The following is a 16,030-nucleotide window of genomic DNA, read 5'->3' as shown; positions in this document are numbered from 1 at the left end:
ACTTGTCAGCTTCGAGCTGAAAGGTTGATTGCTGAAAAGGCCACCCCATTCGGGTGGCCTTTTTATTGGCGATGCTTTTCCGTCGAACGTGACGCATCGTGGCTGCGCTTGGGGCATAATGCGTAGTGTTTACGTCGTGGGGCCATCATCTCTTACAGCCCCAAAGCCCTTTTCCCTCGCCGCAGGGTATTCACTCACTATGATCAAAACGCTTCGTCCCCTCGTTCTTGCCGGCCTGCTGTTGCCACTTGCCTTGCCCAGCCACGCCGCCGTCAATACCACCCTGCCTGCCAAAGTGCAGCAGGCGCTCAAGGCCAACAAGCTGCAGGACACAGCGCTGTCGCTGGTGATGCTGCCGCTGGATGGCCCCGGCACCCCGACCGTGTTCAATGCCGATGTGTCGGTGAACCCGGCCTCGACCATGAAACTGGTCACGACCTACGCTGCCCTCGAACTGCTTGGCCCGACCTTTCAGTGGAAAACCGAGTTCTACACCGACGGCACCCTGAGCAACGGTGTGCTTAACGGTAACCTGTACCTTAAAGGTGGCGGTGACCCCAAACTGAACATGGAAAAGCTGTGGCTGCTGATGCGTGACCTGCGCGCCAATGGCGTGCGCACCGTCACCGGTGACCTGGTGCTGGACCGCAGCCATTTCGTGCAGCCCAACCTGCCGCAGTTCAACGACGACGGCGGCGATGATAACAAGCCGTTCCTGGTCAAGCCCGACTCGCTGCTGGTCAACCTCAAGGCCCTGCGCTTCGTGGCGCGCAATGATGGTGGCAAAGTCACCGTCGCAGTCGAGCCGCCGATTGCCAGTATCCGTATCGACAACCAGGTCAAGCCGGTAGCCTCAAAGAAATGCACCGGTGATGTGCGCTACAACCCGGTGCCCCAGGCCGACGGCATCAGTGTCACGGTCAGCGGCCAACTGGGTGACGGCTGCAACTCGCAAACCTACTTGTCGCTGCTCGACCATTCCACCTACGCCGCCGGTGCCGTGCGCGCAATCTGGAACGAACTGGGTGGCAACATCCAGGGTGGCGACCGCATCGAGAATGTGCCCAAGAGTGCTCGCCTGCTGGCCCGCGCCTTCTCGCCAGACCTGGTGGAAGTGATCCGCGACATCAACAAGTACAGCAACAACACCATGGCCCAGCAGCTGTTCCTGAGCCTTGGCGCGCAGTTCCGCACCGATGCCGATGGTGACGACGCCCGTGCTGCCCAGCGCGTGGTACGCCAATGGCTGGCGAAAAAAGGTATTACTGCGCCGCATCTGGTGATGGAAAACGGCTCTGGCCTGTCGCGTGCCGAACGGGTCAGTACCCGGGAAATGGCCGAGATGCTGAAAGCCGCCTGGAAGAGCCCTTACGCTGCCGAATTCATGAGCTCGATGCCGCTGGTGGGCATGGACGGCACGATGCGCAAGCGTCTCAAGCGCACCGCGATGACCGGTGAAGGGCACATCAAGACCGGCACACTGAACACTGTGCGGGCGATTGCCGGCTTCAGTCGCGACAGCAACGGCCATACCTGGGCAGTGGCAGCGATTCTCAACGACCCTAAACCGTGGGGTGCCTCGCAGGTGCTGGATCAGGTGTTGCTTGACCTGTATCGCCAGCCGAAGCTGGCTGGCAGTACAGCAGCTAATTGATTGGTTAGCCTGTATTGGCCTTTTCGCGGGTGAACCCGCTCCTACAGGGGTGAGCACGGCTTACCAAACCTGTGCAACCTGTAGGAGCGGTTTTCGCCGCGAAAGGCTCGGTACCGGCAACCGACAGCGCTTAGGCCGACTCCCCCTCCACCCGGTCCCGCCCGGCCTGTTTGGCCGCATACACGCCGGCGTCGGCGCGCAACAGCAAGGCATCAGCGCCTTCGCCCGACCGCCAACCCGCCACCCCAAAGCTTGCAGTCACCTGGCCCACGCCTTCCACCGGCACATTGCGCACCCCTTGCCACAACTCCAGCGCCAGCAACCGCGCCTGATCGACATCGCTGCCCGGGCAAAGCACCATGAACTCTTCCCCGCCCAAGCGGCAAAACACATCGGTACGCCGTAAACGCTGACCGATGCGCTGGCACAGGCTACGCAGCACCCGGTCGCCGACGGCATGGCCGAAGCGGTCGTTGATGCGCTTGAAGTGATCGATGTCGAGCATGATCACCGCCAGCGCCAAGCCATCGCGCTGGGCCCGTTCCAGTTCGATCTTGAGCCGCTCCTGGAAGTAGCGACGATTATGGATACCGGTCAGGGAGTCTGTGACCGACAGCGCCCGCAACTCTTCCTCCACGCCCTTCAGGTCGGAGATGTCAGTCAGGTAGCCATGCCACAGCGTGCAGCCCTGCTCGCCCACTTCCGGGGTCGCCTCGCCACGCACCCAGCGCAGTCCGGCCCGGGGCAGGCAGACCCGATACTCCTCGCGCCAGGGTGACAGGTGTTCGGCTGAATAGCGCACCGAGCGGCGCACGCGCTCCAGGTCATCGGGGTGGATACGTTCGAACACCCCCGAGGCATCCTCACGTAATTGCATGAGGTCGACCTCATAAATGTCATACAGGCCCATGCTGGCATATGGAAAACACGAATGGCCGTTGGCATCCAGGCGATATTGGTAGATGCCGCCCGGCACCTCGGCACTGAGCTTTTCCAGCAACCGGTCACGCGCTGCCAACGCCTCATGCACCCGGCGCCGCTCGGTCACGTCAATGCAGATGGCCAGGTAGCCAACCCACAACCCCTGTTCGTCGAGCATGGCAGTCACTAGCATGTTGGCGACCAGCTGGCTGCCATCAGCCCGTAGCAAGGTCCACTCGCCAGGCTCGGCCCCGTGTTCCTGTACCGTTTCAGCGAACATCGCCTGGCCCCCAGCAATGGCGCGGCCAAAACGCAAGCTCAAGGCATGGGCACGCAGGTTGAGCTCCTCCGGCAGCACCAGGTCTTCAAGGCGCAAGCGGCCGATCGCTTCGCTGGCCGCGTAACCGAGCATGCGTTCGGCACCGGCGTTGAACGTGCTGACCACCCCCTTGAGGTTGGTGGCGATGATCGCCACCTGGGTCGCGGCATCCAGCACACTGCGCAGTTGGTTGTGGGTGCCACGCAACGACTGCTCGCTGACCTGCAACTCGGCCGTACGCTGAGCGACCAAGGCCAGGGCGCGCTGACGCTGGCTCAACAGGCTGTAGAGCAGCACGCTGAGCAACAGGCTCAACAGTCCGCCCAACAAACCGACCGCCAGCACTGCCGAGGAGCGGTTCGCCTGCACGAACGCCTGGCTCGGCTGAATGCTCAGCTGGAAATAGTGATCGGCCAGGCGCAACAACTGATTGCTGGCCAGGGCCAAGGGCGCGACCTGATTTTGCGAATCGAACATCACGACGGGGCCTTGTAACCCAGACGGGTCCGTGATGCGCACGACAAGGTTGTCATCAGTCGCTACCGGCCGACCGTCGCTGACCAGCTCGCGCATGCTCAGCAAGGCCACCACATAACCCGCTGCAGCACCGCGGGGGTCGGCATCGGAAAATACCGGCGCGACCATCAACAGGCCGCGCTCTGCCGAGTGGGTATCGAACAGGGCCAATGGCTCGGACACCGCCATGCTGCCTGGCCCCAACGCCCGCGCCAAGGCCGCCTGAGGCTCGCTTCGGCCAGCGAGGTCCAGGCCGTAGGGCAACCCGGGCAGTTCGCCCGATTGGGTATAGAGTACCGGGAAGTAATGATCGCGCTGCGACGCCGGGCGCCACTGGCCTTGCGCGTCCTTGTCCCGGATCACATAGCCTGGGCCGGTATGGTCACTGGCCAGGCGCTCGAATTCGGCGCGTTGCGCAGCCTCGACGCGCGGCGCCCAGGCATAGGCCAGGGTGCGCTGTAGCAGTGGCCGGGCATAGCCGTCAAATTCGCGCGGGCTGATGTCGTTGGAAAAGCTGAAAAACCGCCGCAGCCCGTCCAGGCGCTGCTGCTGTTCGTCAAAGCGCTCGGCAATACGGCTGGCGCGCTCGCTGGCCAGCAGCTCGAAGCGCTGGCGCAGTTGCTGTTTGTAGAAGGTGTGCGCGGCAAATGCCAAGGCGGCGGTCAACAAGCCGCCCGCCACCAGTGCAATCAGCGCCATCGCCCAGGCGGACGCCCTCTCTGTGCACAAGCCAAGCAACCGCGCACGCACGCCACACTTTGACATACACCCATCTCGTCACGTCAGCGTCCTGCGGATTATCTTGCCCTGCCCTCAGTTATAGCTATTGGCCATTAGCCGTGCAATGTACCTCGTCGCCTCAACGAAGCTGCAAACGCCAGGCGCGATGGATACGGTTATTACGGGCGAAGTCCGGGTCCAGGGTCTGGGCGCTGATTTCTTCCACCACGTAACGCGCCATCAGGTGCTCGTCCAGCTGGAACTTGCGGAAGTTGTTGGAGAAATACAGCACACCACCCGGCGCCAGACGGGCCATGGCCAGGTCCAACAGCTGAACATGGTCACGCTGCACGTCGAATACACCTTCCATGCGCTTGGAGTTGGAGAAGGTTGGCGGGTCGATGAAGATCAGGTCGTAGCTGTCACGGTTGCCTTCCAGCCACGCCATTACATCGCTTTGCTCCAGGCGGTTGCGCTCGGAATAGCCATTGAGTGCCAGGTTACGCCGCGCCCAGTCCAGGTAGGTTTTCGACAGGTCGACGCTGGTGGTGCTGCGCGCACCGCCCTTGGCCGCGTGCACGGTGGCCGTGGCGGTGTAGCAGAACAGGTTGAGGAAGCGCTTGCCGGCAGCCTCGCGCTGGATGCGCATACGCATCGGGCGGTGGTCGAGGAACAGCCCGGTATCCAGGTAGTCGGTGAGGTTGACCAGCAGCTTGACGCCACCTTCGTTCACTTCCTGGAAGCGGCCCTCGGTAGCCTGACGTTCGTACTGGCGCGTGCCGCTTTGCCGCTCGCGACGTTTGAGCACTACACGCTGCGGCGAAATGCCCAACGCCTGCGGGATGGCCGCCAGTGCATCGAGCAGACGCGCCTGAGCCTTGTCCGGGTCGACCGAACGTGGCGCGGCGTATTCCTGCACGTGTACCCAGTCCTGGTACAGGTCGACCGCCAGGGCATATTCAGGCATGTCGGCATCGTACAGGCGATAGCAGTCGACCTGCTCGCGACGGGCCCACTTGCCCAGTTGCTTGAGGTTCTTCTGCAGGCGGTTGGCAAACATCTGCGCCCCTTCCGACAGCCGCGCGGGCTCGCTGGCCTGCGGCACCTGCTGGCGGGCCTCGGTGCCTTCAGGCTGCGCTTCGCGGCGTTCACCGGTGACGAACTGGTCAGGCTGCACCTTGAACAGCAGCAGCTTGCATGGCAATGCGCCGTTCCAGAACGCGTACTGCTTGTGGCTACGAATGCCCATGCGCTTGCCCAGTTGCGGCGCACCAGTGAATACCGCTGCTTCCCAGCCCATGCAGGCCTGGCGCAGGCGCTCGCCCAGATTCTGGTAGAGGTACAGCAGGCTGGCTTCGTCACCCAGACGCTCACCGTAGGGCGGGTTGCTGATGACCAGGCCTTTCTGGTTCTGGTCCGGGCGTGGCTCGAAGGTACTGACTTCGCCTTGGTAGATCTTCACCCAGTCGCCCAAGCCGGCACGCTCGACGTTGTTGCGGCCCGGCTGGATCAGTCGCGGGTCAGCCTCGTAGCCACGGATCCACAGCGGTGGCTTGGCCAGGCCGGCCTGCGCGCGCGCCTGCGCTTCGTCATGCACCTTGCGCCACAGCGCCGGCACATGGCCGAGCCAGGCACTGAAGCCCCAGCGTTCGCGCTTGAGGTTGGGGGCGATATCGGCGGCGATCATCGCGGCCTCGACCAGGAAGGTACCCACACCGCACATCGGGTCGGCCAGCGCACCACCTTCGGCAGCAATACGCGGCCAGCCAGCACGGATCAGCACCGCTGCCGCCAGGTTTTCCTTCAGCGGCGCGGCGCCTTGCTGCAGGCGGTAGCCACGCTGGTGCAGGCTGTGCCCGGACAGGTCGAGGGACAAAATGGCCTCGCCGCGGTCCAGGCGCAGGTGCACACGCACGTCAGGGTCGATCTTTTCCACTGACGGGCGCAGGCCTTCGCGGTTACGCAGCTTGTCGACGATCGCATCCTTGACCTTCAGCGCACCGAAGTGGGTATTGTCGATGCCTGAGCCATGGCCGCTGAACTCCACAGCCAGGGTGCCGTCGGCTGCCAGGTGGTCAGCCCAGTCGACCGCGTGCACACCGTCGTAAAGGTCGTCGGCGTTCTTCATCGAGAAGCGCTTGAGCACCAGCAATACGCGGTTGGCCAGACGTGACCAGACACACAGGCGGTAAGCAGTTTCCATGTCGGCGGCGCCGCGAATGGCCGAGGTGTGCTCGCGCACCTCGTCAAGGCCGAGGCCCTTGGCCTCTTCGGCGAGCAGGCTTTCAAGGCCTTTGGGACAGGTGAGGTAAAGTTCGAAACGGTCCGACATGAGTATTCCAGCGCCTTGGGCTATTTGACTGACGGGGCGACGCATCGCCCCGCGATGTTTGCCCGTACACCTTTCCAGCAGGCGTGCGGGTGGCCCTCTGCGGCACACAACGTGCTGCAGAAAAGCCGGGCCGCCTGACCGATCCGTGCTTGGCCCAGTGGCAAAGACAGCTTAGATCATCAGGCAGTACGCGTAATTCTGGCGATCTGCGGGCCAATGTGACCCTTCGTCGCATTTCAAATTATTTCTGTCATCCGCAAACAACGCTGGCGAAATGACGTCAAAGAACGGCAAACCCCGATCATTGCAGGGCTAAACACCAAACAAGGTTGAGTCGCATTTATTTACTTATCCCCTCACCCTTGGAAAGGTTACGTGCTTATGACAAATCGATCATTCACACCGTGACTCGCATTCGATAGAACTGGTCTCAGGCCGCTTCGCAACGAGGCGGCACTTTCAGCTCGCCACGCCGGCAGCGAGCGCAAACCGGCAGAACGACTCTGCCCGGCCTCGGAGAGGCCGACGGGACATTACAGTCAACAAGTGAGGGCAACACCCTATGAGAAGACTTAAGCGTGATCCGTTGGAAAGAGCATATTCACGTGGCTACCAATACGGGGTTACCGGCAAATCCCGCGAACTTTGCCCCTTCAATCTTCCTTCTGTTCGCCAAGCCTGGATCAACGGCTGGCGTGAAGGTCGCGGTGATAACTGGGACGGAATGACTGGCACCGCTGGCATCCATAGACTCAACGAAAATCACGCCGTTGGCTGAACGAGGACACTGAATTCGATTTACCATGCACGCCCCATCCGGGCGGCGGGCGAAGGCCCAGGGGCCCCTTGAAGGGGCCCTTTTTTATGCCTTGGCAAACCTCATAAGCTGTACCCACTATCCCTGCAAGAGCGGGCTTGCCCGCGAACCGGCCCGTCAGGTCACCGCGGCATTGCCGCGATAGCATCCACCGCTTCGCGAATCAGCGCCGGCCCTTTGTAAATGAAGCCCGAGTAGATCTGCACCAGGCTCGCCCCGGCCGCGATCTTCTCGGCAGCATGGCGGCCTTCGGTAATGCCACCGGCGGCAATGATCGGCAACTTGCCGCCCAGCTCACCTGCCAGCACCTTGACGATATGAGTGCTCTTCTCCCGCACCGGTGCGCCCGACAGGCCGCCCGCCTCACCACCGTACGGCAGTGCTTCGACACCTTCACGCCCCAGCGTGGTGTTGGTGGCGATCACCGCATCCATGCCCGACGCCATCAGCGCGGCGGCCACCAGCGCCGTTTCTTCGTCGCTCATGTCCGGTGCGATCTTGATTGCCAGGGGCACGCGCTTGCCATGTGTACCGGCCAGTTGCTCGCGTCGCTCGGCCAGGGCATCGAGCAACTGCTTGAGCGAGTCGCCGAACTGCAGGCTGCGCAGGCCCGGGGTGTTGGGCGAGCTGACATTGACCGTGATGTAGCTGGCGGCGGTGTAGACCTTGTCCAGGCAGATCAGGTAGTCATCGACGGCACGTTCGACCGGGGTATCGAAGTTCTTGCCGATGTTGATGCCCAGCACCCCCTTGTAGCGCGAGGCGCGTACGCGCCCCAGCAGGTGATCAACGCCCAGGTTGTTGAAGCCCATGCGGTTGATGATGGCCGTGGCTTCCGGCAGGCGGAACAACCGTGGCTTGGGGTTGCCTGGCTGCGGACGCGGGGTGACAGTGCCGATTTCGACAAAGCCGAAGCCCAGCTGGGCGAAGCCGTCGATGGCCGCGCCGTTCTTGTCCAGGCCAGCTGCCAGCCCCACCGGGTTGGCGAAGTTCAAGCCCATGACCGAAACCGGCAATGACGCCGGTTGCTTGCACAGCATGCCGTTGAGGCCCATACGGCCACCGGCGCCGATCAGGTCCAGGGACAGGTCGTGGGAAGTTTCCGGGGAAAGCTTGAACAGCAGCTGGCGGGCCAGGGTATACATGGGCGGGCAAGGCTCAGGGTGAGTGAGGGGGCGATTATAGCCAGCGTGGGGCTGGCAGGACAGCAAATCGTGGAGCGCTTGGCACATCGGTTGCACCTGTTCAGCCCACAGCCTTATCAGTAAGGGCGAGGACTCTTGTGAACACTGTACCCCGAGCAACGCCCCTGGCCTGGGTCAACGGCAGCGACGCGCCGGAAAAAACCAGCCTGAACATCGGCTACATGGCCCTGACCGACTGCGCCTCGGTCGTGGTCGCCGCCACCCAGGGCTTCGCCCAGCAGCACGGCCTTACCCTCAACCTCAAGCGCCAGGGCTCGTGGGCCGGGCTGCGCGACAAGCTGGTCAGCGGCGAGCTGGACGCCGCGCATTGCCTGTATGGCCTGGTCTACGCCGTGCATCTGGGCATTGGCGGCGTACCCGCCAGCGACATGGCCGTGCTCATGGGCCTGAACCAGAACGCCCAGGCTATCAACCTGTCCCCTGCCTTGCAGCGCAAGGGCGTGACCAACCCTGAGGCGCTGGCGCGCCTGGTGCACCAGCATGGCGCACGCCTGACGTTCGCCCAGACCTTCCCCACCGGCACCCACGCCATGTGGTTGTATTACTGGCTGGCCAGCCAGGGCATCCACCCGCTGCGCGACGTCGACAGCGTCGTGGTGCCACCGGCGCAGATGGCTGCACACCTCCAGGCCGGGCGCATTGACGGCTTCTGCGTTGGTGAGCCCTGGGCCGCCGACGCGGTGGCCAAAGGCCAAGGCTTCACCCTGGCCACCAGCCAGTCGATCTGGCCGGATCACCCGGAAAAGGTCCTGGCCTGCGCCCGCGTCTTTGCCGAGCAATACCCCAACAGCGCCCGTGCGCTGATCAAGGCGATCCTCACCGCCAGCCGGTTCATCGAGCAAAGCCCGGAAAACCGCCGCAGCACCGCGCAACTGCTCAGCGCAAGTGCCTATCTGGACACCCCGCTGGACAGCATAGCCCCCCGCCTGCTCGGCCACTATGAGGATGGCCTGGGCAACCAATGGCAAGACCCACATGCCCTGCGCCTGTTCGACCAAGGCCGGGCCAACCTGCCCTACCTGTCCGACGGTATGTGGTTCATGACCCAGTTCCGCCGCTGGGGCCTGCTGCGCGAAGACCCCGACTACCTCGGCGTGGCCCGGCAAGTCCAGCAACTGCAGTTGTACAGCGAGGCCGCACACAGCCTGGGCATCGCTTGCCCAGGCCAACCGATGCGCAGCAGCCTGCTGATCGATGGCTCCCGCTGGGATGGCAGCGACCCCTTCGGCTATGCCCGCAGTTTCAGCTTGCATGCCTTGGGTGACTTGCCCGATGCCCGTGTCGGCGCGTGAGGGGGACGAACATGCTGCGCATCCTGCTGATCGACGACACCCAGAGCAAGCTCGGCCGCCTCAGGGCGGCGTTGAGTGAGGCCGGCTTCGAGATCATCGAAGCCCCAGACCTGACCATCGACCTACCCGCCTGCGTCGAAACGGTGCGCCCCGACGTGGTATTGATCGATACCGACTCACCAGACCGCGATGTGATGGAACAGGTAGTGCTGGTGAGCCGTGACCAGCCGCGGCCCATCGTGTTGTTCACCGACGAGCACGACCCCGGGATGATGCGTCAGGCGATCCAGGCCGGGGTCAGCGCCTACATCGTCGAGGGTATCCATGCTGCGCGGCTGCAGCCGATCCTGGACGTGGCCATGGCCCGCTTCGAGAGCGACCAGGCACTGAAGGCGCAGCTGCTGGCGCGCGACCAGCAACTGGCCGAACGCAAGCGCATCGAGCAAGCCAAGGGTTTGCTGATGAAGATGAAGGACTGCAACGAAGAGCAGGCCTATACCCTGATGCGTCGCCAGGCCATGAGCCGGCAGCAGAAGCTGATCCAGGTGGCCGAACAGATCATTGCCATGCATGAGATGCTCGGCTGATGCGCTGAAAATCTCAAGCCAGCCCCACCAGAAGTTGGCCCATCTCTTGCTCAACAAAACTCACCGGTAGCCAACGGCGGTTACCCCACTTGAATCCCGACAAAGACGTCGCTCTCCCCTCCACGCCCGTGGAGCGGGTAGCGGCGTTTTTTTCGTTCCGTTGTACTACCGAGTGAGGTGTTCGATGAGTACCAGCTTCTGGAAATCCGGGCATGTGCCCACGCTGTTCGCCGCATTTCTGTATTTCGACCTCAGCTTCATGGTCTGGTATCTGTTGGGCCCGTTGGCGGTGCAGATTGCTGCCGACCTGCAACTTAGCGCACAACAACGGGGCCTGATGGTGGCCACGCCGATCCTGGCCGGGGCGATCCTGCGCTTTGCCATGGGCGTTCTGGTCGACCGCCTGTCGCCCAAGACGGCTGGCCTGATCGGCCAGGTGGTGGTCATCGTCGCCCTGGCCGCAGCCTGGTACCTTGGCGTACACAGCTATGAACAGGCCCTGCTGCTCGGCGTGTTCCTGGGCTTTGCCGGTGCGTCCTTCGCCGTCTCGCTGCCGCTGGCCTCACAGTGGTACCCGCCACAGCACCAGGGCAAGGCCATGGGCATCGCCGGCGCCGGCAACTCCGGCACGGTGTTCGCGGCCCTGCTGGCACCGGCACTGGCAGCGGGCTTTGGCTGGGACAATGTGTTCGGCTTTGCGCTGATCCCGCTGTCACTGGCGCTGGTGGTGTTCGCCCTGTTGGCGCGCAATGCCCCGCAACGGCCCAAGCCGAAAGCCATGGCCGACTACCTCAAGGCACTGGGCGACCGTGACAGCTGGTGGTTCATGTTTTTCTACAGCGTTACCTTCGGCGGTTTCATCGGCCTGGCCAGTGCCCTGCCCGGCTACTTCAGTGACCAATACGGCCTGAGCCCGGTCACCGCCGGCTACTACACCGCCGCTTGCGTGTTCGCCGGCAGCCTGATGCGCCCGCTTGGCGGCGCCCTGGCTGACCGTTTTGGCGGCATCCGCACCCTGCTGGGCATGTACGGCGTCGCCGCCATCTGCATTGCCGCCGTCGGCTTCAACCTGCCCTCTGCCGCGGCCGCACTGGCGCTGTTCGTCAGCGCCATGCTCGGCCTGGGTGCCGGCAATGGCGCCGTGTTCCAACTGGTGCCCCAACGCTTCCGCCAAGAAATCGGGGTAATGACCGGTCTGATCGGCATGGCCGGTGGCATCGGCGGCTTCCTGCTGGCGGCCGGGCTTGGCACCATCAAGCAGCACACTGGCGACTACCAACTGGGGCTGTGGCTGTTCGCCAGCCTGGGCCTGCTGGCCTGGTTCGGCCTGCACGGGGTGAAACAGCGCTGGCGCACCACCTGGGGCTCGACTGCAGTCACTGCAGCGCGGGTCTGAGGCACGCCGATGAGCCTGCAACTGAGCTTTGCCCAGGCCAGCGCCACCGGGCCGCGCGCGGAAAACCAGGACGCCCTGCGCCTGGTGACACCGGCACCAGAACTGGCCGCCAGCAAAGGCTACCTGTTCGCCCTGGCCGACGGCGTCAGCCAATGTGCCGACGGCGGCCTGGCGGCACGCGCCAGCCTGCAGGCACTGGCCCTGGATTACTACGCCACGCCGGCCACCTGGAGCGTGGCCCAGGCCCTCGACCGTCTGCTGCTGGCGCAAAACCGCTGGTTGCGCGCCCAGGGCAGCGGCCAGCCGTTGTTGACCACGCTTAGCGCGTTGGTGTTGCGCGGCCGACGCTTTACCCTGGCCCATGTAGGCGACTGCCGGGTGTACCGCTGGCACGGAGGGACGCTGCAATGCCTGAGCGAAGACCATGTCTGGGACCAACCGGGCATGCAGCATGTACTGAAACGGGCATTGGGCCTGGACCAGCACCTGCTGGTGGATTACCTGGAAGGCGAGCTGCAACCGGGTGAATGCTTCCTGCTGCTCAGCGACGGGGTCTGGGCCAGCCTGGGCGAACAGCACATCCAGGCCGTGCTGCGCGAGCAAACTGACCTGCAACTGGCCGCCGACACCCTGGTGGCCAGTGCGCACCTCAACGGCAGCAAGGACAACGCCAGCGCCTTGCTGGTGCAAGTCGATCAACTGGGCACGGCCAACCTGGGCGATACCCTGGCGCAACTGCAACAATGGCCAGTGCCCGGCCCGCTGCGCGAAGGCCAGGTGATCGACGGCTGGCAGGTCGAAACACTGCATGCGCACAGCCGCCAGTCCTTGCTGTACAAAGTGCGCGATAGCCAGAACCAGCCTTGGCTGCTCAAGACCCTGCCCCCGGCACGCGAACAGGAACCGGGGGCGGCACAAGGGCTGTTGCTGGAAGAGTGGTTTCTGCGCCGCATCGCCGGCCGGCACTTCCCCGAGCTACACACCGCCAGTCAGCGTCAGCACCTGTACTACGTGATGCGCGAATATCCGGGCCAAAACCTGGCGGCGTTGCTGGCCGAACAAGGCCCGCTGCCCTTGCCGCAATGGCTGGAAGTCGCCCGGCAACTGCTACAGGCAGTCGGTGTGCTGCATCGGCACAACTTGCTGCACCGCGATATCAAGCCAGACAACCTGCACCTGGGCCGTGATGGCCAGCTGCGCCTGCTGGACTTCGGCCTGGCTTATTGCCCGGGCCTGTCCGAAGACCCGCTGCACGAGCTGCCCGGCACACCCTCGTACATCGCCCCGGAAGCATTCGAAGGCCACCCGCCCAGCCCGCGTCAGGACTTGTATGCAGTGGGCGTGACCCTGTACCACCTGCTGACCGGACATTACCCGTACGGCGAGGTAGAGGCCTTTCAGCGCCCGCGCTTCGGCCAGCCGGTCAACGCCGCGCGCTACCGACCCGACCTGCCGGAATGGCTGCAGCACAACCTGCTGCAGGCCGTGGCGAGCGACCCGGCGCAGCGCTTCGAAACCGCCGAACACTGGTTGCTGCTGCTCGAGCGCGGCGACCGCCAGGAACTGCCCAGTCGACCCCGGCCGCTGCTGGAGCGCGAGCCGCTGAAGGTGTGGCGCACCCTGGCCCTGTTGTCGTTGCTGATCAATTTGATACTGCTGTTCACCCTGCTCAAGGGCTGAACGCACCTTGCCGATGAGGAAACCCTGATGAATGCAAAAGTATGGCTGGTCGGTGCCGGCCCTGGTGACCCTGAACTGCTCACCCTCAAGGCCGTGCGTGCGTTGCAGCAAGCCGCCGTGGTCATGGTCGACGACCTCGTCAACCCGGCAGTGCTCGAGCATTGCCCGCAGGCCCGGGTAATGACCGTGGGCAAGCGCGGCGGCTGCCGCTCTACACCGCAAGCGTTCATTCAGCGCCTGATGCTGCGCCACGCGCGACAGGGCCGTTGCGTGGTGCGGCTCAAGGGCGGCGACCCTTGCATCTTCGGCCGTGGCGGTGAGGAGGCACTGTGGCTGCAGGGCCATGGCATCGAAGTGGAGGTGATCAATGGCATCACCGCCGGCCTGGCCGGGGCCACGCAGTGCGGGATCCCCCTGACTTCACGGGGCGTGAGCCGAGGGGTGACGCTGGTGACGGCGCACACCCAGGACGATAGCGAGCTGAACTGGGCAGCCTTGGCTCAGGGCGGGACAACACTGGTGGTCTACATGGGGGTGGCGCGGCTGGAACAGGTGCGCCAGGGATTGCTGGCGGGGGGTATGGCGCCGGGAATGCCGGTGGCGATGATCGAAAACGCCTCGCTGCCGCAGCAGCGGGAGTGCAGAAGCGATGTGCAGGGAATGGTGGAAGCTGCGCGGGCGTTTGGCTTGCGTAGCCCGGCAATCCTGGTGATTGGAGAGGTGGTGGGAGAGCAACAGGCTGTGGGGCGGATCGCAATCGCAGGCTAACAGCAGGAACAGCCTTCGAGGCCGGTTAAACCCCAGGCAAAGAAAAACCCGGCCGAGGCCGGGTTTTTCATGAAGCTTCAAACCAATTACTTGGCCTGGGCTTCTACCTGAGCTTCAACGCGACGGTTGATAGCACGGCCTTCTTCGGTGGCGTTGTCAGCAACCGGACGGGTTTCGCCGTAGCCAACCGAGTCAACACGGCTGGATTCTACGCCGTACTGCTGGGTCAGCACTTGCTTGACAGCGTTGGCACGACGCTCGGACAGCTTCTGGTTGTAAGCGTCTGGACCCACGGAGTCAGTGTGACCTTCAACCACGGTGGTGGTTTGTGGGTACTGCTTCATGAAGTCAGCCAGGTTTTTGATGTCGCCGTAGCTGTTAGGCTTGACGACCGACTTGTCGAAGTCGAACTTGACGTCCAGCTCAACGCGAACGACTTCGGCAACAGCCGGGCAGCCGTCGGCGTCAACGGTAACGTTGGCCGGGGTGTCTGGGCACTTGTCGACGTTGTCGCACACGCCGTCGTTGTCGGAGTCGGAGCAGACTTCAGCAACTGGAGCAGGAGCAGCTTCAGCTTGCTTCGGGCTACCGCCGAAGTTCAGGCCAACACCAACGCTCGGGGCCCACTCGGTGTCGCCCTGGTCGATGTTGTACTGAGCTTCTACGCCGGCACGGGCATAGAACATGTCGGTGATGTACCACTTGGCGCCAGCGCCAACGTTGGCGAAGGTGGAGTGGTCACGACCGCCACGGCCGGTCTGGCCCAGCGACTGGTGCGAGAAACCAGCGGAAACGTACGGACGGATGGCGTCGTACGGGTTGTTGAAGTGGTAAACGGCGTCCAGGGCGGTGTTCGAGCCCTTGATGTTCTTGCCGTCTTCGCCACGAGCGTTGTGCACTTCGTCGTAGCCCAGACGCAGCTCAACGTCGTCGGTCAGGAAGTAACCGATCGAGCCGCCGAACAGGTTACCGTCGTTCTTGAAGTCGCGCTGGCTGTCGAAGAATTCTTTCTTGTAGAAGATTTCAGTCTCGACGGCGCCTTGACCTTGTGCCATAGCGCCAATCGAAGTGGCGGCTACAAGCGAACCAATGGCCAAGCCCAAGGTGTTTTTCAATTTCATCCGTTAAATCCCCATCTGGTGATAGTTAAGCAGTCCCACCACAAACAAGAGGGACAACTCGACGGCGAGTCTAGCAGAACTCGCCGGTTCGTTAGAGATATTTGCACGCCCCTAAGTTTCATCAAGGCCGGCAAATTTCTCCCGAAGCTTGTCTAGCGCGCGCTTGTAACGCATTTTCGTCGCGCTCAGGCCCATGTGCATGATGTCGGCAATTTCCTGAAATTCCAGCTCTGCGACAAAACGCAGCACCAGAATTTCCCGGTCAATCGGGTTCACATGCACCAGCCACTTGTCCAGCCCGCCTTTTTCTTCCGGCTTTGGAGCCTTGTCCTCGGACGCCTCTTCAACAGGGTCCAGACTCAAGGCATCCATCAACCGACGTTTGCGGCGCTCCTTGCGGTACTGGGTAATGCACTCGTTGTAGGTGATGCTGTAGAGCCAGGTCTTGAACTTCGACTTACCCTCGAAGTTTTTCAGCCCGTACAGCACTTTTAGCATCACTTCCTGACAGACATCGTCCGCGTCACGGTCGTTCCCCAGATAACGCGCACAGACGTTGAACAGGGTCCGTTGGTAGCGCCGCATGAGCTCTTCATAGGCGCGGGTAACGTGGTACAGCTCCTCATGCGAACGCGCCACCAACTCTTCGTCTGTGAGCTCGCGGGGGTCATAGCGCATGGGCGGCGAATGAACTTTATTCAA

The 16,030-nt window shown here is 63.1% G+C and carries 12 protein-coding genes; 7 read left to right on the top strand and 5 right to left on the bottom strand.

What is annotated here, in order from left to right:
* Nucleotides 1-199 precede the first annotated feature (199 nt).
* On the top strand, nt 200-1,654 hold the full coding sequence (dacB, locus tag AA098_RS08960; RefSeq protein WP_004576444.1) for a D-alanyl-D-alanine carboxypeptidase/D-alanyl-D-alanine-endopeptidase: 1,455 nt from the start codon (nt 200-202) through the stop codon (nt 1,652-1,654).
* Nucleotides 1,655-1,784: 130 nt separating this feature from the next.
* Here the strand turns inward: dacB and AA098_RS08955 are convergent, their stop codons facing one another.
* Together AA098_RS08955 and rlmKL are read right to left on the bottom strand one after the other, a co-directional pair.
* Entirely contained in the window at nt 1,785-4,175 is a 2,391-nt protein-coding gene (locus tag AA098_RS08955) for a GGDEF domain-containing protein (protein ID WP_060538912.1), read from the bottom strand.
* A 94-nt stretch (nt 4,176-4,269) separates the two neighbouring features.
* On the bottom strand, nt 4,270-6,462 hold the full coding sequence (gene rlmKL, locus AA098_RS08950) for a bifunctional 23S rRNA (guanine(2069)-N(7))-methyltransferase RlmK/23S rRNA (guanine(2445)-N(2))-methyltransferase RlmL (protein WP_004576445.1): 2,193 nt from the start codon (nt 6,460-6,462) through the stop codon (nt 4,270-4,272).
* Nucleotides 6,463-7,024: 562 nt separating this feature from the next.
* On the opposite strand from rlmKL, the gene rmf reads away from it, so the two are divergent.
* The gene (gene rmf / locus AA098_RS28250; protein WP_003248687.1) at nt 7,025-7,240 is read left to right on the top strand and encodes a ribosome modulation factor; all 216 of its coding nucleotides are present in this window, start codon (nt 7,025-7,027) and stop codon (nt 7,238-7,240) included.
* 161 nt (nt 7,241-7,401) lie between these two features.
* On the opposite strand, the gene AA098_RS08945 is transcribed toward rmf, so the two are convergent.
* Nucleotides 7,402-8,424, bottom strand: a complete 1,023-nt coding sequence (locus AA098_RS08945; protein WP_004576446.1) for a quinone-dependent dihydroorotate dehydrogenase — start codon at nt 8,422-8,424, stop codon at nt 7,402-7,404.
* Nucleotides 8,425-8,561: 137 nt separating this feature from the next.
* On the opposite strand from AA098_RS08945, the gene AA098_RS08940 reads away from it, so the two are divergent.
* The 5 genes from AA098_RS08940 to cobA all read left to right on the top strand — a co-directional run bounded on the left by AA098_RS08940 (nt 8,562) and on the right by cobA (nt 14,207).
* A complete protein-coding gene (locus tag AA098_RS08940; protein ID WP_019752135.1) occupies nt 8,562-9,776 on the top strand; it encodes a CmpA/NrtA family ABC transporter substrate-binding protein in 1,215 nt (404 codons plus the stop codon).
* A gap of 11 nt (nt 9,777-9,787) precedes the next feature.
* Nucleotides 9,788-10,363, top strand: coding sequence for an ANTAR domain-containing response regulator (locus AA098_RS08935; RefSeq protein WP_003248677.1), 576 nt, complete (start codon nt 9,788-9,790; stop codon nt 10,361-10,363).
* A gap of 184 nt (nt 10,364-10,547) precedes the next feature.
* Nucleotides 10,548-11,759, top strand: coding sequence for a NarK/NasA family nitrate transporter (locus tag AA098_RS08930; protein ID WP_064614090.1), 1,212 nt, complete (start codon nt 10,548-10,550; stop codon nt 11,757-11,759).
* A gap of 9 nt (nt 11,760-11,768) precedes the next feature.
* Nucleotides 11,769-13,439, top strand: a complete 1,671-nt coding sequence (locus AA098_RS08925; RefSeq protein WP_064614088.1) for a bifunctional protein-serine/threonine kinase/phosphatase — start codon at nt 11,769-11,771, stop codon at nt 13,437-13,439.
* Between the two features lie 27 nt (nt 13,440-13,466).
* Complete coding sequence (gene cobA, locus AA098_RS08920) at nt 13,467-14,207, top strand: uroporphyrinogen-III C-methyltransferase (protein ID WP_003248669.1); 741 nt, start codon at nt 13,467-13,469, stop codon at nt 14,205-14,207.
* Nucleotides 14,208-14,293: 86 nt separating this feature from the next.
* On the opposite strand, the gene AA098_RS08915 is transcribed toward cobA, so the two are convergent.
* Nucleotides 14,294-15,328 carry an OmpA family protein gene (locus AA098_RS08915; protein ID WP_003248667.1) on the bottom strand — a complete coding sequence of 345 codons (1,035 nt, stop codon included), beginning with the start codon at nt 15,326-15,328 and terminating at the stop codon, nt 14,294-14,296.
* Between the two features lie 111 nt (nt 15,329-15,439).
* The gene (gene sigX / locus AA098_RS08910) at nt 15,440-16,006 is read right to left on the bottom strand and encodes an RNA polymerase sigma factor SigX (RefSeq protein WP_003248665.1); all 567 of its coding nucleotides are present in this window, start codon (nt 16,004-16,006) and stop codon (nt 15,440-15,442) included.
* Nucleotides 16,007-16,030 lie beyond the last annotated feature (24 nt).

The sequence above is a fragment of the Pseudomonas sp. JY-Q genome (genome assembly GCF_001655295.1).
Taxonomy (GTDB): domain Bacteria; phylum Pseudomonadota; class Gammaproteobacteria; order Pseudomonadales; family Pseudomonadaceae; genus Aquipseudomonas; species Aquipseudomonas alloputida.
This window is presented reverse-complemented; position numbering and strand designations above follow the sequence as displayed.